The sequence below is a fragment of the Sediminibacterium sp. C3 genome (genome assembly GCF_000508085.1).
In the GTDB taxonomy this organism is placed as follows: domain Bacteria; phylum Bacteroidota; class Bacteroidia; order Chitinophagales; family Chitinophagaceae; genus Sediminibacterium.
Genome location: NZ_KI669560.1, coordinates 3,131,606 through 3,153,983, shown reverse-complemented (window position 1 = coordinate 3,153,983; position 22,378 = coordinate 3,131,606). Strand labels below are relative to the sequence as shown.

The following is a 22,378-nucleotide window of genomic DNA, read 5'->3' as shown; positions in this document are numbered from 1 at the left end:
ACATTATGCTGAATAAGCTTGAAGCCATAAAAGCCAGATTTGACCAGGTAGGAATTGCCCTTACCAATCCGGAAATTATTAATAACCAGAAAGAATTTGGCGTTTACAGCAAGGAATACCGTTCGTTGGAGAAGATTGTAAAGCCTTACGAGGAATATGTAAAAGTATTGGCTGATCATCAATATGCCAAAGAGGCATTGAATAGTTCCGATGATGAAATGCGCGAATTGGCCAAAATGGAATTGCCTGAGCTGGAAGAAAAGAAAGAGTCATTAGAAAAGGAACTGACTAAGCTCTTAATTCCTAAAGATCCTCAGGATGATAAAAATGCCATTTTGGAAATCAGAGCAGGAACAGGTGGAGATGAAGCCAGTTTATTTGCCGGCGACTTGTTGGGCATGTATTTAAAATATTGTTCTAAGAAAGGCTGGAAAACTGCAGTAGTGAGTGAAAGTGAGGGAACCGTAGGCGGATACAAGGAAGTGGTTGTAGAAGTAAGTGGAGAAGATGTTTACGGAACATTAAAATTTGAAAGCGGGGTGCATCGTGTGCAACGTGTACCCAATACAGAAACTCAGGGCAGGGTTCATACTTCTGCAGCAACTGTTGCGGTGATGCCGGAAGCTGAGGAACTGGATTTTGAATTAAAAGAGAGTGATGTAAAAATGGAAACTGCCCGAAGCGGTGGTGCGGGTGGTCAGAACGTAAACAAAGTAGAAACCAAGGTATTCCTTACCCATATTCCAACAGGCGTGGTGGTGGTTTGTCAGACCGAGCGTTCTCAATTGGCCAACCGGGAAAAAGCCATGGTCATGCTAAGAACCAAATTGTATGAAGAGCAGGTTAGAAAGCAGGAAGATGAAATTGCTCGTCAGCGTAAAACCCTAGTAAGTACCGGCGACCGCAGTGCCAAGATCAGAACCTATAACTGGCCACAGGGGAGGGTTACGGATCATAGAATTGGTTTAACTTCCTATAATCTGGACGCCGTTATTAATGGGGAAATTGATGAGTTTATTGAGGCATTGCAGATGGCAGAAAATGCGGAAAAAATGTTGAATCAATAAAATTTCTTATATTAACAGTATGAAAAAAATACTGTTTTGTTTATTTATAGTTACATCTTTTGTCAAGGTTAATGCACAGCAACCGGGCGGAACCATTTTTTTAAAAGATGCCAGCGGACTTGATGTACGCACACAGTCTGCTACCATTGAAAATACCAATTATCTGTTTCATCCGGAATACCTGAAAGCCAATCTATATACAAAGGCAGGAAAGCTCTCTGGGGAGTTTAAATACAAACTTTTATTACAGTTCAACCGATTGTTCTACCAGGATCCTAATGGTTCAGATATGGAAGTAGTGAGTCCTATTTACAAGGTTGAATTTGAAATGCCCAATGGAAGCACAACAGTGTTTGAAAAGGGATTTGATCCAATTGACGATCTGAATCAGAATAACTTCTATCAGGTTTTATCTGATGGCAAATTGCGTTTGCTGATGGATACTAAGTTTCAAACAGAAACCAAACAGGTGTATGGTACCGGAGCCGTTACTACAACCGATAAGCTGATTAATTTTTATGCTGCACAGGGCACCAAACTGGTAAAAATCACCAAAGAAGACCAGGTGCTTGCTCTGATGTCCGATAAAACGGCTGAGGTGAATGCCTTTATTAAAAAAGAAAGAACCAAGTTTAGAAAGCAGGCCGATTTGGAGAAACTTTTTAATTATTACAATCAATTGAATAAATAGGGTCACTTTGTTTCTGAAATCGATTAGACTTTTAGTAATCCTGATAATCTCTGGTCAATTTAAAGTAAATGCTCAGCTTTCCGGAGCTTACAATATTTATTATTTCCGGTTCAATTTTGATCCCTCTTATTACAGGGATGGAAATTATTATGGTGTTCCCTTTGAAGGAAGTCCCTGGTTTAGTAAAGATTTTATTCCGGCCAGACTCCGGCTTTTTTCAGGAGAAGATATGGTGGGCGGAAACTTTAAGTTGAATCTTTATAATGGACGTGTTTTTACAGAAGATGATAAGCAAAGATTGATTGTAGTTACTTCCCCAATTGAAAGAATTGAATTTTTACAGGAGGGTAAAAAAGCAGCTGTTTTTCAGGCTGGTTTTCCCAGAATTGATAATCAGTATCCCAATACCCTTTATCAGGTATTAGCAGAAGGAAAAGCGCAATTACTTAAGTTCATTCGATTCACTATGTCTGACCGTATGGAATACGGACAAGGGGTTACTTTTAAAATGGATCCCATGTTTTTCTTTTACATTTATTCGGATGGTCAGATGCACAAGGTTCAGAAAGTAAATGATCTCATGCGTTTGTTCCCCGACTGGGCTAACGAAGTAAAAGGATATATTGAAAGAGAGGACCTGAAAATAAAAAAGGAAACAGATTTAATTAAAATCGTTTCCTTTTATAATTCCCTGGCAACACTCAAGAGTGAAGTAGATGATAATAACTAATTATTTACGGCCTGATCCGCTTCCTGTGTCATCTTCAACTCCCATTTCCAGGCTGTGTCCATCATTTCTTTAATTCCGTATTTTATTTTCCAGCCCAATTTAGTAACAGCAGCATCATTATTGGCATAAATGGCAATAACATCACCTGCCCTGCGGGGTCCTATTTCGTAATTTAATTTTACCCCACTTACTTCTTCAAATGTATGTATGGCTTCCAACACGCTAACTCCATCGCCTGTTCCCAGGTTGAATATATCGCAGTTGGTTTCGTTTTTTCCATTCATTAAATATTGTATGGCCAAAGTATGTGCATGGGCTATATCAGAAACATGAATATAGTCTCTAACACAGGATCCGTCTTTGGTAGGGTAGTCGTTACCATGCACCCGCATCTTCGGTAGTTTGCCTATTGCGGTTTGCGTAATGGCGGGTACTAAATTCTGCGGCTTACCTACGGGCAGTTCGCCAATATTACAAGTCGGATGTGCTCCCACCGGATTAAAATATCTTAATAAGATTGTTTTGGTGGGTACAGCTTTTGTAAAGTCTTTAATTACTACTTCTCCCATTTGTTTGGTTGCTCCATAAGGAGATTCTGCTGGTTTAATTGGAGAGTTTTCTGTTACCGGTATGGCATCTGGATTTCCGTAAACAGTGCAGGAAGAAGAAAATACAAAGTTGGGTATGGAAAATTCCTGTACACACTTTAACAAGTTGATTAACCCAAACATATTGTTTTCATAGTAACGCAGTGGCTCTTCTACAGACTCGCCCACGGCTTTATATGCAGCAAAATGAATAATACCGTTGATGTCTGGATTCTCCTGGAATACCGCTTGGGTTTCATCGAAGTTTTTTAAATCAACGGTATAATTTTTTATTTTTTTACCAGTGATTTTTTCTATGCCTGCTAAAGCAATGGTGGTAGATCTGGAAAAATTATCTATTGAGATTACATCAAAACCATTTTCAATTAAATCTACAATGGTATGGGAACCTATATAACCTGTACCTCCGGTAACTAAAATTTTTGCCATAAAAAAAGCGTATAATGTTTTCTGCAATATACGCTAATTGGCTGCTTTGGCTGATTATTTTACACGATCAATTTAATAATAGCATAGAATATTCCGGCAATCATTGCGGAAATAGGTATGGTTAAAATCCAAGCCCACAAAAGATTTACAGTTACACCCCATCTTACAGCACTTAATCTCTTGGTTGCTCCAACCCCAATAATAGCACCGGTAATGGTATGTGTAGTAGATACAGGAATCTTAAAGTGTTCTGTCATGAATAAGGTAATAGCACCCGCAGTTTCTGCAGCAACACCCTCTAATGGCGTTACCTTCGTGATTTTAGTACCCATGGTTTTTACAATTTTCCAGCCCCCGCTTAAGGTACCAAGACCGATACACAAGAAACTGGTGAAAGGAACCCATGGATAAGCTGTAACGAAGGTGTTGAAGTCCATGATTACGCCATGCGCATTCTTTTCGTAGAAAATGATGGCAGCCCCAATAATTCCCATTACTTTTTGGGCATCATTTCCTCCGTGCCCGATACTAAATGCAGCTGAAGAAACCAACTGTAGTTTTTTAAACCAGTTTTCTGCTTTATAGGGATTCGATCGTTTGCATAAATGCACAATAATAATGGTAATTACAAATGCAATGAACATACCAATTAATGGTGCGAAGAAGATGAACAGGAATGTGGGTACTACTTTAGCGTAGTTGATTACATCTCCTGCTTCTCCACTCAGTCCACCAGCATGCGCCAAAGCAGCTCCAATAAAGCCTCCCATTAGTGTGTGCGAGGAACTGGAAGGAATACCAAACCACCAGGTAATTAAGTTCCAGGTGATGGCGGCCATAATCCCCGCCATTAGTACTTCCAGTGTAATGAATTCAGCATTCACCCATTTGGCAACGGTATTACCAATGCCAAATTCTTTAAAAATGTATTTGGAAATAAAGAAAGCTGCAAAGTTAAAAACCGCAGCCCATAGTACAGCCTGAAATGGCGTTAATACCTTGGTGGAAACGATGGTTGCAATTGAATTGGCCGCGTCATGAAATCCATTGATATAATCGAAAATAAAGGCCAAAACAATAATGATCACTAATAGTGTAAACATAACTATGTTTAATGCCTCTTAGGCGTATTTAATAATGATGGATTCAATTACATTGGCTGCGTCTTCGCACTTGTCCGTTGCAATTTCCATAACCTGATAGATTTCTCTTTTCTTGATTACTTCCTTAAAATCGTTTTCCTGCTGGAATAACATTTCAATACTCATATCAAAAACGTCATCTGCCTGGTTTTCTATGCTGTTTACCTTTACCATGGCTTCAGTCATCTCTCTGAGATTCTTCATATCTCTCAAGCCCATTACCGCTTTCTTAATTTCAATAGTGCCCTGGAGTATCAAGTCGGCCATTTTCTGTATGCCTGTATCGTTAGGGTTTACACTGTAGAAATTTATTTTCTTAGCTGAGGCAAATATGTAGTCAGCAATATCATCCAAGGCAGTTGCCAGATAGTGGATATCTTCCCTGTCGAAAGGAGTAATAAAATTTCGGCCCAATTCTGTAAACACTTTGTGGGTATTATCGTCGTTCTTGTGTTCCAGGTCTTCAATCTGTGCAAGGATTGCTCTTCTTTTGTCCTGGTCTGCTTCGCTAACCATTTCTTTTAGTTTGCCACCCATTTCGTGAACTTTTTCTGCCACGTCTTCAAATAACTCGTAGAATAACTGGTTTTTTGGCATGAAAAAACGGCCGATATTGTTTATGCCCATAGTGTTTATTTTCAGCAAAAGTACCTTAATGGGCAGGTTGGGGCATTCGTTTACAAAAAGTTAATAATTAGATAATATACAAATAAAATATAATTTGTATTTACTTAATACAGAGTGTGAAACCTACTGTAGTACCCACATCAATTTTAGAACGAATATGTATGGTTTGATTGTGTGCCTCAATAATATGTTTACAAATGGCCAGTCCCAGGCCGGTTCCCCCCACATCCCTGCTTCTGCCTCTGTCGGTTCTGTAAAATCGCTCAAAAACCCTGGGCAAGTGCTCTTCAGCAATTCCAATTCCATCATCGCTTAATTCTACCAGCACATGTTCCTCATCTGTTTTATACACACTGGCTATAATTTGGCCATTCTCTTTTCCGTACTTGATGGCATTTACTACCAGGTTATTGATAACCTGTCTTATTTTTTCTTTATCCGCAAATACGGTAATAGGAAATTCGCAGCCTTTTTTAATACTGGCATTGATTTTTCTGGCATCAATTTTAATAGATAGGGTTTCAAAAATTTCTTTGATTAATTCCTGAATAACAAAGTATTCTTTGTGTAAAGGCTGTTCCCCTGTTTCCAGTCTTGAAATAGCATCCAGGTCTTTTACCAGGTTCACCATTCTGGTTACGTTCTTGGAAGTGTTTTCCAGAAAACGCAAACTAACTTCTTTATTGTCAATAGCCCCATCTCTAAGCGTATCAATGTAACCCTGAATAGCAAAAATGGGGGTCTTAAATTCATGGGCCAGATTTTGTAGAAACTCTTTGCGGAAAACTTCATTCTGTTTCAATAGTTCTATCTCTGCACTCCTTTGTTCTGCCCATTTTTCTACGTCTTCGCGTACTTCATCAATACCTTTTTGCGGAAGTATGTATTTATAATATGTCTCCTCTCTTTTGCTTGCTTTGGTTTGATAAATAAATTTATAAATCAGTTTGATTTTCCGGTAAATAAATGACTCAAGCACAAAGCCAATTAAAAAATAACTTCCCAGAAAAGTGACCATCAAGGATACAATTGCAATGGTAATATCAGGTTGTATTATCCAGATGCCTAATGAAATAGGTATAGCCAGTATGGCAGCAGTAAATGCGGATAACTGCTTGGGAGAGAGATTTTTGGTGTTCAGCATGTAAGCAAATTACTGAATTGAAACTTAAGCTTTGTTAAATTTCAAATTTATAGCCCACTCCTTTTACTGTGGTAATACAGTCTATGCCCAGTTTCTGTCTTACTTTTCTAACATGTACATCGATGGTTCTGTCGCCAACAATTACTTCATTGCCCCAAACCTGAGTAAGGATTTCATTTCTTAAAAAAACCCTGCCTGGCTTGGAAGCCAGCAGATAAATTAATTCGAATTCTTTCTTGGCCAGTACCACTTCATTACCATCGATGGTTACCAGAAACTTAACCGGATCTATACTGATATTGCCAATCTGAAGGGTTTTTCCTGCTTCTTTGGTAGACACTCTTCTGAACAATGCATTCACTCTGCTAACCAGCACTTTAGGGCTGATGGGTTTACTGATATAATCGTCTGCACCGGTTTCCAGTCCTTTAATTTGTGAGCTTTCGTCGCTCATGGCCGTTAAAAAAATAATTAAAGTATCCTGAAAGCTGGGTTGGGTTCTTAATATGGAGCAAACTTCAACCCCATTTTTTCTGGGCATCATGATATCTAATATAATCAGGTCGGGATAAAGCTGCTTGGCTTTCTCAATGGCTTCATTTCCGTCCTTTGCCGTATGCACATCGTAGCCTTCCTTTTCCAGATTATAGCGGATAATTTCTAGGATATCTGGTTCGTCGTCCGCAATTAAAATCTGTTTCGGCTTAACTTCCATATTAACATTCTGTTTACACAAAGTTAATTTCATTCCATGGCATAAATGGCATTTTGTATTATTATCTAATTGTTAACTGACTGATTGACTATTTTTACAGTGTATATGCATAAATATTTCTACTTCTTTTGCTTCTTTTTGTTCAGTATTCATAGTGGTTTTGGACAGCATTCCGACTCAATGCCTACCATTCCGGCCATGAGGCAATTGCATCACGAATACATTGTTAGATCATGGGAAGCCATCCGTGCCAATACAGCCAGGATAGTTCCTATAGCTGAGGAAGATCTGCGATCTGCAGATAAGATTATATTTCAGCTGAGAAGTTTTATTGAAAAAAGCGAGTTGATTGACAACAATGGAAAATACACCTGGTTAAGAGGGGTAAATGAAATTTTAACCGGCTACCTGAACAATAGCAATGTAAACAGGCCCTCGCCTACTTCTATTGTAAAACTACTGGAAACCTATCAGACTGCTATGCAGAAGCAATTGAAAGGAGAGTCAATCGCGCCTCTGATGCAGTTTCTTGATCTGGAATCTGCAGGACTTTTTGCCGAAAATATTGGACTTGTAAAGAACGTGGGTATCATTGAGGTAAAAGACAGTATTGTAGTTAAACAATGTATTAGAAATCCGGATAGAATACTACCCATTCTTGTTAAAAGCCCTGCTACCGCTTCCGCTGAAAGCTTAATTATACAGGCTGCTTTCAGAAATCCGGAAGAATTATATAGTTATGCTGCAGCCCCGAATCCACTAGGTAAAAAGATTCAATCGGTGAATCATCCCTTTGTAAAAATTGTAGCGCAACTGGCATTAACCAGTACTGGAAGAATGTACTTTCCATTTTTAGATCAGTTGTACACAGGTAAATTAAAAATGGATTCAATTACCCGCTTTGTGGGGAATGATACTTCATCGGGATATTATAGTTTGCTGGTAAAGACTCGCATAGACTATGCCAGCAGAATGCAGGCAGGAGATACCCCTATGGCTGCCAAAGTGTTAATTGCCAAGTTAAAATCAAAAGGTATTGAGCTTTATATCAATGAAATTAATGCCTTGCACGATGAAAATAATCCGGCAATCCGTTTTAAAATCATTAGTCGTTTAAGTCCGCAGGAATTGTATTACCTGGCCGTAACCGGGGAAGAAGAATTATATACATCTAGTTATGTAAACGGGGTTTATCCAAGAATCTTTTCAGGAATGAAAGTGCCAAGGGCAGACTCTATTTTGAAATGGGTAAATTATGATTATTACAAGAAGTTCATAAAAATAGCAGCAGCCTATAACAAACTGGACGACTTTCTTGCCAAAATGGATAAGCAGGATGCGGAGAAGCTGATGAAGGGATTTGTGAATGGGTTAGAAAAAACAAATTCACTCGAAGATGCAGTTGACGTGGCAGATTCTTATGCTAGTATTTATAATCCTTCTCTGAAAAAATTAATGCTGAATCAAGTTCGCGCCGAATTAAATCGTTGCACTGAAATCAATAGCAAGAGGGGTAAAGTGATTTATGAATTACTGGAGACCATTTTTTCCTCTCTGGAACCGAATAATAAAATTGATTTGTCTGCAAAGCTGGGGATTATGCCAGTATATGAGTTGCCGAATCAGATGTTAAAGGATGAGTCTAACGGAAGGGTGGTTATGCAGCAATTTTTTTACGGGGACAAGGATGGGATGGTTATTTTCAATGCCTTCTTAAACAGGTTCAGAAATCCTAATTGGAAAATTACCAGAAAATCTCAGTGGGTGGAAGTGAGTTCCCGAAAAGGAGTTCCCATCACCATTTTCGCCAATTTGCCGCTGGATGAAACAGAAGACCTGGATACACAGTCTCAGGATAGTTTAATTGCCTATTTAAATGAGCAACAACTGCATCCCAGCGTAGTTATTCACAGAGGGCATAGTTATTATCTGAATCAGACAGTGCATAAAATGCCATCTTCTGCAAAACTGGTATTACTGGGCAGTTGCGGAGGATACCAGCGTTTGAATGAAGTGCTGCAAATTGCTCCGGGAGCACATATTATTTCTTCCAAGCAAATTGGAACCGGAGTAATTAATCAGGGATTAATCAATGTCATTAGTGAAGATATCCGATTGGGGAAAAATTTAAAATGGCCCAACTTGTGGAATAATCTGGCTGTACGATTTAGTGGAAGTGCCAGAGAAAAATTTGATGACTACGTTCCGCCACACAAGAATCTGGGCGCCATTTTCATTACCGCATTCCAGTCGTCCATGCAACAGGAGTTTTAATACTGATTTATTGCAGAAAAGGGTTATTTCTCTTTTCGTAGCCGATGGTGGTGGTTAATCCGTGGCCTGGGAAAACCTTAACTTCATCTGGCAGAACAAACAAATTATTCCTTATGCTTTGCAGCAGCAATGCATGATTTCCTCCTGGCAAGTCGGTTCTTCCTATACTTTCTCTGAACAATACATCGCCTCCAATTAAAAACGTCTGTGATTCACTGTAAAAGCAGATACTGGCGGGGGAGTGTCCTGGAGCAAAAATCACTTTCAAGGCATCATTTCCCAGCAAAACAGTATCTCCTGGATGCAGGAATTGCAAGGGTCCTTGGTAGTTTTCAAAAGGAAGCCCCCATTTGTCTCCGGAAAGAGGTGCCATTTTTAGCATGGCTTCTTCATCGGGATGAATATGCAAGGGCGTTTTGAAAGTGTCATAAACCCATTTGTTTCCAAAAACATGATCCAAATGACAATGGGTGTTTAACAATTTAACCACTTCCAGATCATTTGACTGAATAAATTGGAGCAATTGTTCCTGTTCTGCAGGAAAATAGCAGCCCGGATCAATGATGATGGCTTTTTTATCTTCATTGTAAAGTACATACGTATTTTCCTGAATAGGACTAAATGTAAAAACCTTAACCTTTAACATACACCTATTTTACCTGCTTTTAATGGTAAATGACTAATTTTAAAGACCAAAGTTCGGATATGCAATTGAATAGAATCAGTAAACTCATTTTTTTTCTTGGAATCCTTGGTTCAACAGAACTAAAGGCGCAGGTAAATAGCGTTGAATTTGGCAAGAACAGAATTCAGCACCAGAAGTTCAACTGGAAATTTTACCAGTCGCCTAATTTCAATACCTATATTACACAGGGGGGTGTTGAACTTGGAAAATTTGTTAGCCAGGTGGCTGAAGAAGAATTAAAGTCCATTGAAAACTTCATTGAATATTCATTGCAGAGAAGGGCAAATATTGTGGTTTACAACAATTACAATGATTTTAAAAGCAGCAATATCGGATTGGGCTCTGACTGGCAAAATGCAGGAGGTGTTACCAAACTGGTGAATAATAAAATCATTGTTTATTATAATGGTAACCACAATAAACTTAAAAACCAGATTAGAGAGGGTATTGCTAAAGTGCTCACCGATAATCTTTTGTTTGGAGATGATATTGGAGAATTTGCCAGCAATCAGGCTTTGCTGGATTTGCCCAAGTGGATGGTGGATGGTTATGTGGCGTATGCAGGTCAGTCTTGGAGTACTGAAAAAGACGACGAACTAAAAAGTGCCATTTTGAGTGGCAGGTATAATTCTTTCTATCAGTTTGCTTTTGAAAAGCCAGTGCTCGCAGGTCATGCTTTCTGGAATTATATTGGAGAAAAATACCGCAAAGAAAATATAACGTATCTGTTGTACCTCGCAAGAATGTACAAGAATATTAATAATGCCTGTCTTAGAATTTGTAAGAAAAAATTCAATGAGGTTTTAACCGATTTCATGCAGTTTCAGCAAGATCGCTATATCAAGGACATTCGTCAGCGCAGAAATCAATTGAAAGGTCAGTTGACCGTTACAGAGGAAATTGGCAAAAGAGATTATTTCCGCTTCCAGGCCAATCCCAATCCACGAAGCAATACCTATTCTGTACTGGAATTCAAAAAAGGAATTTACACCGTTAAACTGATGGAGAATTTCTATGATGAGAAAGTATTATTGAAAAGCGGGGTGTTAACCAATGGTCAGGATGTGAATCCTAATTATCCCATCATGGCCTGGGACGGCAAAGGTACCCGCTTACTTGTAATATACTGGGAGAAGGGAAAGATCAACATGTTTGTATATGATTTGATTGCCCGATATAAACGCTTTAAGCAAACCATTGATGGGTTTGATCAGATACTGGATGCAAGTTTTATGCTGGATGCCAATACCCTGGTTCTAAGTGCAGTAAAAAATGGACACGCAGATATATATACCTATAAAATTGAAGAGCAGAAAGCAACACAAATTACCAATGATGTCTATGACGACCTGGATCCAACCATTGTATCTTTCCCGAATAGGGTAGGGATTATTTTTGCATCGAACAGGCCCGGTAATAATGCACCCAATAAAGACACTGTGCTACCCAGCCGCTATCCTTTCAATATTTACATGGTTGATATTCTCAACAGCAGTAACGAAAAGCAGATTTCTCAGTTAACCAATGTAAAAATGGGGAATGCTCGTTATCCAATGCAATACAATACCAATCACTTTACTTTTGTATCTGATGAAAATGGTATTGCCAACAGATGGGCTGGTTTCTTTTCTACTCAACGAAATGGATTAGATACACTGTATTATATAGGAGAAGAAATTTTGCGCAATCCTGCTCCAAAGGAATTTGATTCTACATTGATGGCCTGGCAAAAGCAAGAGCCGGATAGCGTAAGTTATTTTCAGGTATACAAAGACTCAACTTATACCTTCCCTATCACCAACTATCAGAGTTCACTACTGGAAACAAGAATTGCAGGAAACAATGGCCAGGTAAGTGAAGTAAGACGGGAGGGGGATTTTAAATTTGTTTACAAGCTTAAAGTAGATGAACAGGCATTGGCCAGAAGAAATGTTACGGCAAGAAATACGGAGTACGTCAAGAAAATTTTAGATGAGAAAAAGCTGGCTACAGGCAAGGCTATTCAATACAGTAATGCTAAACCCGCTAATGATACTGCTAAAAAAGTAGTGGTGTTTCAGAATGAATTTGCGGATGAATTACCGGATACTACGGTGAAAATAAACGCAGCAGCCACTCCTCAGCAAAGACAGTCTTCGCTAACTAGGTCTAAGTTGTTTGATTATCGTTTAAAGTTTAGTTCAGATTATTTGCTGGGCGGTTTCTCTAACAATGTTTTGATTAATCGTTATCAACCTTATGCAGGTGGTGCCGGCCCGATTCGTCTGAACAATGGAAATGATTTCAACTTTACTTTCAGAGTGGGGGTAAGTGATTTGATGGAAGATGTAAAATTTGTTGCGGGGATGCGTTTCGGAACTTCCCTTTCCGATAAGGATCTGTTACTTTCCTTCCAGAACAATCGCAGAAAATTAGATTGGGGAATTACTTATTACAGAAGCAATATCTCTAATTTCTACAATATCCAGGTTAACAACATGCTTTATACTAATTTGTATCAGGGTAATATTACTTATCCTATCAATGAAGTAAAAAGCATTAGAGCTACTATTGGGTTACGTTCTGACAGAGGAGTAATTAAGTCATTTGATAATTTGGCTGGTCAGCCAAATCCAATTGCTCTGGCTTTTAAAGACACTGTATCTAAATATATCTTATCCAGATTGGAATATGTGCATGATAATACCATCAATCCAACACAGAATATCTGGAATGGCTTGCGTTACAAAGTATATCTGGATATAAATATGCCTACCCAGAAAACAGCGCTCAATAACGGGAAAGCAACCATGAATTTTGGCTTTGATGGCAGGTACTATCACAAAATTTATCGCAACTTTATCTGGGCGGGAAGAGTGGCGGCTGATTTCTCTTGGGGGAATCAAAAACTCATTTATTATCTGGGTGGGGTAGATGGATGGATAGGACCCAAGTTCAACAATGGCAATCAGCCTGCTGCGGACCAAAGCTATGCTTTCCAGTCCCTTGCTGTAAATATGCGTGGGTACAGACAGAATATTGCCAACGGTAATAATGCATTTGTTATCAATAGTGAATTCCGCCTTCCTTTGTTTTCTACCTTGTTTGACCGACCCATCAATAATGCATTTCTGCGCAACTTTCAACTGGTTCAGTTTCTTGATTTAGGAACTGCATGGAATGGTAAATACAACGGAATTAAACGTCCGGGCGAAGTTATTACCAATAACCAAACGCCTGTTGTTGTTAAAATTGATGCTGGTGGTCTTGGACCTTTTGCGGGTGGATATGGTTTTGGCGTGAGAAGTACCCTGTTGGGGTATTTTATGAAATTCGATGCTGGCTGGCCCATGAAAGGAATATTTAAAGGAGCGCCTGTGTACTATTTTGCACTGGGTTTTGATTTCTAAGAATAGTATTAATTAATAAAAAAAGCAGGTGAACGTTTATTCACCTGCTTTTCTTTTTGTGCATTTTGTTTGCCTTTTATTTTGCCTGATCGTTATATCCTTCTACGGTTTTTTCTAAAGTGGGTTCTCTTAATTGCACAGGCCTTGCTGTTTTACTTCTTGCTTTCATATTTAATAGCTCAACAATGAATGAGAAGGCCATGGCGAAATAAACATAATGCTTTAAGTGGAGTTCATGTGCCTGTTCTGCATTCCATCCTTCTACCAATAAGACCATACCAATCATTACCAGAAACGATAAAGCCAGCATTTTAAGGGTTGGATGCTTGTGAATAAAAGCAGAAATATTGGGGCTGAATAAAAACATAATAATCATGGCAATAACTACTGCTGCAATCATTACTTCCAGATGCTTGGCTGTTCCTCCTGCGGTTATAATGCTATCGAAACTGAAGACCATATCTATCATGATGATTTGTGAAATACCACTGGCAATGTCTAATTCTTTTGATTTTCTGCCTGCCAGTGCGTCTTCTTCTCCTTCCAGCTTGTGGTGAATTTCTTTTACCGTTTTGTAAATCAGGAACAATCCTCCGGCCAGCATAACCAGACTTGCCAAATCAAAATCTTTACCTGCTACACTAAATACCGGCTTTCCCTTCTGAGATAGTAGCCAGCTTAATCCAAACAATAAAATTGTTCTGGTAATGATGCCTGTTACCATCCAGATCAGCCTGGCTTTCTTATGAAAGGCCTTAGGCATGCGGTTCATAATAATGCTGACAAAAATTACATTGTCTATGCCAAGTACCACTTCAAGAATGGTAAGAATTAAAAAGCTGATTAGGCTTTCCGTAGTGAATAAGTGCTCCATAAAAGTGGTTATTTATTTTTAGCTAAGTAAGTGCATATGTTTTTTACAATGGACGGTCCTTCATAAACAAATCCAGTCCATACCTGAACCAAAGATGCCCCTGCTTTTAATTTTTCCAAAGCATCTTTTCCGGTAAATATTCCACCGCTGGCTATAATGGGTATAGTGCTGTTGGTTTGTGTAGCAATATAGCTCACAATTTTTGTAGATTTTTCCCTGACCGGTTTGCCGCTGAGACCTCCCATGCCAATTTCATTGCTTAATGCAGCAGACTCCGCGCTTAGATTTGATCTGTCCAATGTGGTATTCGTGGCAACAAGGCCACTCAATTTCATCTCCATGGATAATTCTACTATATCATCCAGTTGAGGCAGCGTTAAATCCGGGGCTATCTTTAATAAAATGGGTTTTTGTTTATTTTTACCTGCGTTAATAGATTGGAGTTCTCCGAATATTTTTCTAAGTGCATCTTTTTCCTGTAGTTCTCTTAAGCCAGGTGTATTGGGAGAGCTTACATTCACCACAAAATAATCTACTTCATGGTGCAACTCATTAAAGCAGATGGTATAATCTTTCCAGGCCTCTTCGTTTGGAGTCACTTTATTTTTTCCAATATTACCGCCCACTATCAGGTCGCTGTTTTTTCCTCTGCTATTCCAATTGATTAGTCTTTTTTTGATGGCTTCTACCCCTTCATTGTTAAAACCCATCCTGTTGATTAAAGCCTGATCTACGGGTAATCTAAACAAACGAGGAAGGTCGTTACCTGCCTGAGCTTTTGGGGTTACTGTTCCAATTTCCACAAAACCAAATCCCAATGCCTCCAGTTCATGCAGAAAAGCTGCATTTTTATCGAATCCGGCACCCAGTCCTACGGGATTTTTAAAATGAATCCCCATAACGGTTTTCCCCAGGTCTTCTCCTTTGTATTGGAAGGAATTTCTGATTAAGGTATCGCCCAGTCCGAGAGAAGTGGCTATTTTAAGGCTATTCATCGAAAAATAGTGGACTTTTTCAGGCGGTGCCTTGAATAAGAGATTTCTGATTAAGGTATACAATTGATAAGTTTTTGCGAAAATAGTCCCAAAGGCCCATTTAAAATTTAGTTGCATAAACAACTTTTAAACCTTTTTCTTACATTTGATACTATAAATTCAGTTTATGCAAGAAGCTTACATTGTAGCAGGTTACCGAACCGCAGTAACGAAAAGTAAGAAAGGTGGGTTCCGATTCTTCAGACCTGATGATCTGGCTGTAGAAGTTATCAAGGGATTGGTTGCTTCCGTACCTCAGCTGGATACAAAGCTGGTGGATGATGTGATTGTGGGAAACGCTGTTCCGGAAGCGGAACAGGGTTTGCAGTTTGGTAGAATAATAGCAGCCAAAGCATTGGGTATTGATGCGGCGGGTATCACCATTAACCGTTATTGTGCAAGTGGTTTAGAGAGCATTGCAACTGCAACCGCTAAAATCAGAACCGGTATGGCTGAATGTATTATTGCCGGTGGTACAGAGAGCATGAGTATGGTTCCCACTGCCGGTTGGAAGACTGTTCCTTCTTATGCCATTGCAAAAGATGAGCCTGATTATTATTTAAGTATGGGCTTAACGGCTGAAGCTGTTGCGAAAGAATTTAACGTGTCTAGAGAAGACCAGGATGAGTTTGCATATCAGTCTCATATGAAAGCGAAAAATGCCATTGAGAACGGCTATTTTAAATCGGGCATACTTCCTATTACAGTGGAAGAAACCTATTTGAATGAAAAGGGCAAAAAAGCAACGCGTTCCTATGTTGTGGATACGGATGAGGGATTAAGAGCCGACACTACGGTAGAAGGTCTTGCTAAATTGAAGCCTGCATTTGCCGTTAATGGATCGGTTACTGCTGGTAATTCTTCTCAAACCAGTGATGGCGCGGCTTTTGCCCTTGTGATGAGTGAGAGAATGATGAATTCTCTCGGACTACAGCCTATTGGGCGATTAGTGAATTGTGCTTCTGCAGGGGTGCATCCCAGAATCATGGGCATTGGTCCGGTTGCTGCCATACCCAAAGTATTGAAGCAGGCCGGTATGAACTTAGCTGATATTGATTTAATTGAATTGAATGAGGCATTTGCTTCCCAATCTTTGGCTGTAATTAGAGAGCTAGGATTGGATCCATCCAGAGTGAATATAAACGGAGGTGCTATTGCATTGGGCCATCCATTGGGTTGCACAGGATGTAAACTGACTGTACAATTGCTAAACGACATGAAGCGATTGAATAAAAAATATGGTTTGGTTACCGCTTGTGTAGGTGGCGGACAAGGGATTGCCGGAATTATAGAAAACCTGTAATTCATGATTTTTTTCATTTTTTGTGTTGGAATTTAGTAGGAACTTCATGCTAAATCACCGAATCATGAAAACCATTGTTTTACCTACCGATTTTTCTGCTACCGCCAGAAATGCTGCCGACTATGCCGTGCATTTTGCACAACAGGTAAATGCAGAACGCATTATCCTTTTGCATGCCTATGAAATTCCCGTTGCCATTGATCCTATGATGCCGGGTATTCAGATACCGGAAGTAGATGGTTTTAGGGAAACGGCAGAGAACAGACTCTTGCAGTTCAGGGCTGATTTACTGGTTAAATATTCCGACACTAAAATTATTTTTGATACACTGGCAGTTTATGGTTCCATTCTTTCAGCACTGGAAGATTTGCAAGAGAAAGATCCTATAGAGCTAGTGGTTATGGGGATTACCGGTGGCGGTGCATTAGAAGAAACCCTGATTGGCAGCAATACAGTTCATATTGCAGAAAATACTTCTTTGCCATTAATCATTGTGCCTGCTAATACTGTTTTTAAACCGGTTAAAAAACTCATGTTTGCCTGTGATTTTAATGACGCAGAAAAATACATTCCTGTTAACCAGATTGCCGCATTCCAGCAATTAACAGGTTCCAGTTTAGACGTTTTTAATATTGAAGGTGAACCCAGTGAATTTGAGGAAACCTTTCCTGGTACTGTAATGGGTGAAAGTTTTGCCGTACATACCGTAATGGATACATTAAACCCTACTTATCACTTTTCTCATGCAAAGAATTTCCTGGATGGTGTAAACCAATTTGTTGATGAAAAGGGAATTGACCTGGTAATTACTGTACCCAAAGAACATAATTTCTTTGAAAGAATTTTCTCTTCCAGTCATACCAAGAAACTGGCATTTCACAGCCATGTGCCGGTACTGGTTTTAAGCAGACAAGACTAATGCCAGTGTACTTTTATTAACTCAGGTATTTTCCAACAATCGGCATTCTTCGTCCAACTCCAAATGCTTTGGGCGAAATGCGAATAATCGGACAGAACTGGTTGCGCTTGTATTCATTGTTGTTGACCATTTTAATAGTACGGTCAACCAATGCGGCATCAAATCCCTGTGTTTTTATATTATCCGGACTTTGGCGTTTTTCAATGTATTGATACAATAGTTTATCTAACACTTGATAATCGGGCAAACTGTCGCTGTCTTTTTGATTGGGCCTTAGTTCTGCACTAGGGGCTTTATCTATAATATTCAACGGAATGATTTCTTTGTTCCGATTGATATACCTGGCCAATGCATATACTTGAAGTTTATAACAGTCACCTAATACCCCCAATCCTCCGGCCATGTCTCCATAAAGGGTTCCATATCCGGTAGCCAGTTCACTTTTATTGGAAGTGTTTAACAGCACGTATCCAAATTTATTCGCGATGGCCATCAATAGATTTCCTCTGCTTCTGCTTTGTATATTCTCTTCTGCCAGCGAAAAAGGCAATCCGGTAAACAAGGGTTCCAGTGTTTGCAAAAAGGATTGGTAAACCGAATCTATTCGGATTATATCATAAGGATTATTCAGATTTTTACTGAGTTCAATTGCATCGTTTACTGAATGATCGGTAGAGTAAGGAGAAGGCATTAAAATAGCTCTTACATTTTCGGCACCCAGCGCATCACAGGCAATTGCAAGCGTAACGGCAGAATCAATCCCACCGGATGAACCCAGTATGGCTTTGGTAAACCCCATTTTGTTAAAATAATCTCTGATGCCCGATACCAGTGCATTGTAGACCTGCTCAATATTTAATTCAGGCTCCAGTTTAGCGGGATTTAATTCTTTTTCTGGAATTCTGCTAGCTGGTTCCAGTATAGGTCCGTTAATGCTTCCATTGTCATTTAACTCAACATAATCCAATGCCTCTTCAAACATTGGGAAGGCTTTCATTAGATTGGCTTCTTTGTCAAAAACCAGCGAAGCGCCGTCAAAAACTATTTCTGTTTGACTGCCAACTGCGTTGCAATAAAAAAGGGGAATCTTGTATTTCTGCACATTCGCTTTAATCACAGCCTTTCTGTCTTCGTCGTGTGTGTAATCAAATGGGGAGGCACTCAGGTTCAACATCATGTCCGGATTAAACTTCATTAACTCATCCATCGGACAAATTCTATACAAAGGGTTGTCTCCTAAATTCCAAATGTCTTCGCAAATGGTTACTGCCAGTTTTTTTCCTTTGAAGTGAATGATATTCCATTCGTAAGCAGGCTCAAAATACCGGTATTCGTCGAAGACATCGTAAGTAGGTAACAGGGTCTTGTGCACAATGGCTTTTACGTCTTTCTCGTATAAAAAGTAGGCGGCATTAAACAAGTCCTTTCCTCTCTTATGATTATTCTTTACAGGACTTCCAATCAACACCCCAATGGTGTCTGCGTGTTCCCTGATGGTGTTGATTGCTTCCGTGCATTTTTCAATGAAATCTTCAAACTCAACAAAATCCCTTGCAGGGTATCCGCAAACGGTCATCTCGCTGAATAAAATCAAGTCGCCTCCTGCAGCTTTGGCTGCATTAATTGCCTTAATTATTTTTTCTGTGTTCTGTGCAAAATTGCCAATATGATAATTTTGTTGGGCTATGAATATTTTCATGCTGCAAATTTCATCAATTTAACAATAGGATCGCAATCCTTTCCGTTAATTCGCATATGAAAAGAGTTTTCCTGTTATCTGTATTAGCCTTGGGCTTAGTTTCCTGTAATAACCAGGAAACCACTCCGGATCTGTCTAATATAAAAGTGGAAATGGAAGTTCAACATTTTGAAAAGGCTTTTTTTGCAATTGATACCACACAACTAGAAGCTTCTGTTAATACCCTGAATCAACAATATCCGGGATTTGCCACTGATTTTCTGTCGAATATTCTGGAATTGATGCCGCAAAGAGAAACTGCTGATCTGAAGAGTTTTTACAAAGCCTATCAACCTCTTTACCAATCGAGCACAGCCATTTTTAAGAAACAATCAGAAGAATTTAATACGGTTAAAAATGGGCTGCAACTGGTGAAATACTATTTTCCTGAATACGCTTTGCCTAAAAAACTCATCACGTTTGTGGGGCCTATTAATAGTTTTGCTACTATCCTAACAGAAGATGCTATTGCCATAGGTTTACAGCTGTATATGGGTAAGGATCATCCTCTTTACACCAGCGAACAGGGCCAAATGCTATACCCTGCCTATGTTTCAAGAAGATTTGAGCCTGCCTATATTCCGGTTAATGCCATGAATGCCATTGTTATGGATATGTATCCCGGTCAGCATTATGGAAAGCCATTGATTGCGCAAATGGTGGAATCAGGAAAAAAAATATACCTGACCGACCATTTGCTGCCATCAACCCCAGACTCATTAATTATTGGCTACCAGCAAAAGCAGCTGGAAGCTTGTTATGCCAACGAAAAAAATATCTGGGCTTTCTTTGTACAGAATGATATGCTTTACAAAACCGACCCTCAGCTCATTCGGGAATATATAACCGATGGACCTTTTACCAATGCCTTTGGAAAAGATTCTCCAGGTAATATCGGTCAGTTCGTGGGCTGGCAAATAGTAAAAAAATGGGCGGCAAAAAACAAAGGGATGAGCATGGATTCACTCATGAAAAAAGATCCTGTTCAACTATTTGAGGAATCCAGATACAAACCTGGGTAGTCTTATTGCAGATTAGTTCATTTTAGAAGGGGCTATTAAATCAAAAGCAGGGATGGATACCTTAAAAGTCTCTTGTGAATATTGGTTAATCAGGGTATAAGTTCCCTGCATTTTTCCAATTTCAGTTTTTAAATTACAGCCACTAACATATGTGTATTGCTCTCCCGGAGCCAGTATGGGTTGTACTCCCACAACCCCTTCTCCTTCCACTTCTCTGTGTTCTGCGTTACTGTCGAAAATAAACCAGTGTCTTCTGAGTAATTGAACCGAAAATTTATTGTGATTCTCTATGGTTATTCGGTAAGCAAACATGAATTCTCCTTTCAGTGGATTGCTGTAATCGGCCTGATAGAAAACTTCTACTGTGATTTCAATTCCCGCTGAAATTTTAGAAACCATAGATATTGTTATTGGTCATTGTAAATGTAGGTAAATTAACATTCTATATGGTCAATTTTAAGAAATTAACCTGTGAATAAATGCTTAAAATCATTGATTCGGCTGTACTTTTGCACCACAAAAATCAACGATTATGACTAAAATTGCCGTAGCTAAAGGAGATGGAATTGGTCCTGAAATTATGGACGCCGTTTTGTCCATATTTAATGCTGCTAAAGTTCCTCTTGAATACGAAGTAGTAGAAATGGGAAAATGGGTATTCGACAAAGGATACAGCAACGGGATGACACCGGAAGCACAGCAAACCATTGAGTCATTGGGGATTTTATTTAAAGGTCCTATGGAAACCCCAAAGGGTAAGGGAGTAAAGAGCGTAAATGTAACTGCCCGAAAAACATGGAATACCTACGCCAATAAAAGAACTTTCCAGACCCTGCATGGCGTTGATACCGTATTTAGTAAGGCCGGTGTGCCCATTGATATTACCATTGTTAGAGAGAATATTGAAGACACTTATGGGGGTATTGAGCATATGCTTACCAATGACGTAGCATTGAGCAGAAGATTTATCACCCGTCCGGGAAGTGCTCAGGTTATCCGCTATGCTTTTGAAATGGCTAAAAAGAAAGGCTGCAGAAGAATTACCTGTGGACACAAAGCCAATATCATGAAATTAACCGATGGCTTGTTCCTTGAAGTGTTTTATGAAATTGCCAAGGAATATCCGGAATTAAAAGCGGATGATGTTATTGTAGATGATTTGTGTATGAAGCTGGTTAGCCGCCCCGATTTATTTGATGTGGTGGTGCTGACCAACCTTCAGGGAGATATTGTAAGTGATCTTTGTGCCGGTTTGGTGGGTGGATTAGGTTTTGCTCCTTCTGCCAATATTGGAGATCATATTTCTATTTTTGAAGCGGTTCATGGTACTGCTCCGGATATAGCTGGTAAGAATATTGCCAACCCAACTGCTTTGTTGTTAAGTGGATTTGGCATGCTGCGTCACCTGGGATTGATGCAATCTGCTGCCATGATTGAGAATGCATTATTGTACACGCTAGAATCTGGACAGCATACCGGAGATTTTGGCGACAAGCATACCGCTGCGTTAAATACAACTGAATTTGCCAATGCCATTATTGCCAATTTTGGTAAGCAACCTGCACATAATCCCAAACAGTTGTTGCAGGATTCAGCAATTACCCCAACCGTATTTAAACTGGAGCACAACCCCATGTTGGAATCCAAGGAAGAAATGAATGAATTTATTGTTGGAGTAGATATGTTTATTGAAAGCAATGAGCAGCCTTCTGTTGTGGCAGATAAGTGCTTGCAACATACCCTGGATCTGTTTAAGCTGGTAACCATCAGTAACCGCGGTACCCAGGTATGGCCTAAAGGTTCTGTTTTCACCAATTTGGTAAATCAGTACCGTTGTCGTTTTGAGAGTGTGGGAGACCAACCACTGACCCAGATTGATATCATTGAATTATATAAGCGCCTTACGGCTGATTTTAAAGTATGCTCAACAGAAATTTTAAATATGTGGGGCGATAAAAAAGCCTACAGTCTGGCACAGGGGCAGTAA

General features: G+C 39.4%; 19 protein-coding genes. 9 read left to right on the top strand and 10 right to left on the bottom strand.

Features of this window, described 5'->3' with window-relative positions; all coding sequences use genetic code 11:
- Positions 1-5 precede the first annotated feature (5 nt).
- Genes prfA through F777_RS0114735 form a run of 3 tightly spaced genes read left to right on the top strand, consistent with a single transcriptional unit; the run spans position 6 to position 2,488 of the window.
- Complete coding sequence (gene prfA, locus F777_RS0114745) at positions 6-1,067, top strand: peptide chain release factor 1 (RefSeq protein WP_026752723.1); 1,062 nt, start codon at positions 6-8, stop codon at positions 1,065-1,067.
- A gap of 19 nt (positions 1,068-1,086) precedes the next feature.
- A complete protein-coding gene (locus F777_RS0114740; protein ID WP_026752722.1) occupies positions 1,087-1,758 on the top strand; it encodes a hypothetical protein in 672 nt (223 codons plus the stop codon).
- A gap of 7 nt (positions 1,759-1,765) precedes the next feature.
- On the top strand, positions 1,766-2,488 hold the full coding sequence (locus F777_RS0114735; protein WP_026752721.1) for a hypothetical protein: 723 nt from the start codon (positions 1,766-1,768) through the stop codon (positions 2,486-2,488).
- Here F777_RS0114735 and galE read toward each other — a convergent pair.
- The 5 genes from galE to F777_RS0114710 all read right to left on the bottom strand — a co-directional run bounded on the left by galE (position 2,485) and on the right by F777_RS0114710 (position 7,153).
- Positions 2,485-3,525, bottom strand: a complete 1,041-nt coding sequence (galE, locus tag F777_RS0114730; RefSeq protein ID WP_026752720.1) for a UDP-glucose 4-epimerase GalE — start codon at positions 3,523-3,525, stop codon at positions 2,485-2,487. The genes F777_RS0114735 and galE overlap by 4 nt on opposite strands.
- A 59-nt stretch (positions 3,526-3,584) precedes the next feature.
- Positions 3,585-4,628 (bottom strand): inorganic phosphate transporter, encoded by a 1,044-nt coding sequence (locus F777_RS0114725; RefSeq protein WP_037369573.1) that lies wholly within the window; start codon positions 4,626-4,628, stop codon positions 3,585-3,587.
- 18 nt (positions 4,629-4,646) lie between these two features.
- Positions 4,647-5,294 carry a DUF47 domain-containing protein gene (locus F777_RS0114720; protein ID WP_026752718.1) on the bottom strand — a complete coding sequence of 216 codons (648 nt, stop codon included), beginning with the start codon at positions 5,292-5,294 and terminating at the stop codon, positions 4,647-4,649.
- Positions 5,295-5,394: 100 nt separating this feature from the next.
- On the bottom strand, positions 5,395-6,438 hold the full coding sequence (locus F777_RS0114715; protein WP_026752717.1) for a sensor histidine kinase: 1,044 nt from the start codon (positions 6,436-6,438) through the stop codon (positions 5,395-5,397).
- Positions 6,439-6,472: 34 nt separating this feature from the next.
- Positions 6,473-7,153 (bottom strand): response regulator, encoded by a 681-nt coding sequence (locus F777_RS0114710; RefSeq protein WP_026752716.1) that lies wholly within the window; start codon positions 7,151-7,153, stop codon positions 6,473-6,475.
- A gap of 105 nt (positions 7,154-7,258) precedes the next feature.
- Here F777_RS0114710 and F777_RS0114705 point away from each other — a divergent pair, with 105 nt between their 5' ends.
- Positions 7,259-9,427: a hypothetical protein gene (locus tag F777_RS0114705; RefSeq protein WP_152530933.1), complete on the top strand. Its 2,169-nt coding sequence runs from the start codon at positions 7,259-7,261 to the stop codon at positions 9,425-9,427.
- A gap of 7 nt (positions 9,428-9,434) precedes the next feature.
- Here the strand turns inward: F777_RS0114705 and F777_RS0114700 are convergent, their stop codons facing one another.
- Positions 9,435-10,073 (bottom strand): MBL fold metallo-hydrolase, encoded by a 639-nt coding sequence (locus F777_RS0114700; protein WP_026752714.1) that lies wholly within the window; start codon positions 10,071-10,073, stop codon positions 9,435-9,437.
- A gap of 59 nt (positions 10,074-10,132) precedes the next feature.
- Here F777_RS0114700 and F777_RS0114695 point away from each other — a divergent pair, with 59 nt between their 5' ends.
- Entirely contained in the window at positions 10,133-13,501 is a 3,369-nt protein-coding gene (locus tag F777_RS0114695; protein WP_037370329.1) for a hypothetical protein, read from the top strand.
- 76 nt (positions 13,502-13,577) lie between these two features.
- Here F777_RS0114695 and F777_RS0114690 read toward each other — a convergent pair whose 3' ends face one another.
- Complete coding sequence (locus F777_RS0114690; protein WP_026752712.1) at positions 13,578-14,375, bottom strand: TerC family protein; 798 nt, start codon at positions 14,373-14,375, stop codon at positions 13,578-13,580.
- Between the two features lie 8 nt (positions 14,376-14,383).
- The gene (locus F777_RS0114685) at positions 14,384-15,487 is read right to left on the bottom strand and encodes a quinone-dependent dihydroorotate dehydrogenase (RefSeq protein ID WP_235785964.1); all 1,104 of its coding nucleotides are present in this window, start codon (positions 15,485-15,487) and stop codon (positions 14,384-14,386) included.
- Positions 15,488-15,536: 49 nt separating this feature from the next.
- On the opposite strand from F777_RS0114685, the gene F777_RS0114680 reads away from it, so the two are divergent.
- Entirely contained in the window at positions 15,537-16,712 is a 1,176-nt protein-coding gene (locus tag F777_RS0114680; protein ID WP_026752710.1) for an acetyl-CoA C-acyltransferase, read from the top strand.
- A 64-nt stretch (positions 16,713-16,776) separates the two neighbouring features.
- Positions 16,777-17,631: a universal stress protein gene (locus F777_RS0114675; RefSeq protein ID WP_161631525.1), complete on the top strand. Its 855-nt coding sequence runs from the start codon at positions 16,777-16,779 to the stop codon at positions 17,629-17,631.
- Between the two features lie 16 nt (positions 17,632-17,647).
- Here F777_RS0114675 and F777_RS0114670 read toward each other — a convergent pair whose 3' ends face one another.
- Positions 17,648-19,330 carry an NAD+ synthase gene (locus F777_RS0114670; RefSeq protein ID WP_026752708.1) on the bottom strand — a complete coding sequence of 561 codons (1,683 nt, stop codon included), beginning with the start codon at positions 19,328-19,330 and terminating at the stop codon, positions 17,648-17,650.
- 56 nt (positions 19,331-19,386) lie between these two features.
- Here F777_RS0114670 and F777_RS0114665 point away from each other — a divergent pair, with 56 nt between their 5' ends.
- Complete coding sequence (locus F777_RS0114665; RefSeq protein WP_026752707.1) at positions 19,387-20,391, top strand: gliding motility lipoprotein GldB; 1,005 nt, start codon at positions 19,387-19,389, stop codon at positions 20,389-20,391.
- A gap of 12 nt (positions 20,392-20,403) precedes the next feature.
- On the opposite strand, the gene apaG is transcribed toward F777_RS0114665, so the two are convergent.
- Positions 20,404-20,790 carry a Co2+/Mg2+ efflux protein ApaG gene (gene apaG / locus F777_RS0114660; RefSeq protein ID WP_026752706.1) on the bottom strand — a complete coding sequence of 129 codons (387 nt, stop codon included), beginning with the start codon at positions 20,788-20,790 and terminating at the stop codon, positions 20,404-20,406.
- A 133-nt stretch (positions 20,791-20,923) separates the two neighbouring features.
- On the opposite strand from apaG, the gene F777_RS0114655 reads away from it, so the two are divergent.
- Entirely contained in the window at positions 20,924-22,378 is a 1,455-nt protein-coding gene (locus F777_RS0114655; protein WP_026752705.1) for an NADP-dependent isocitrate dehydrogenase, read from the top strand.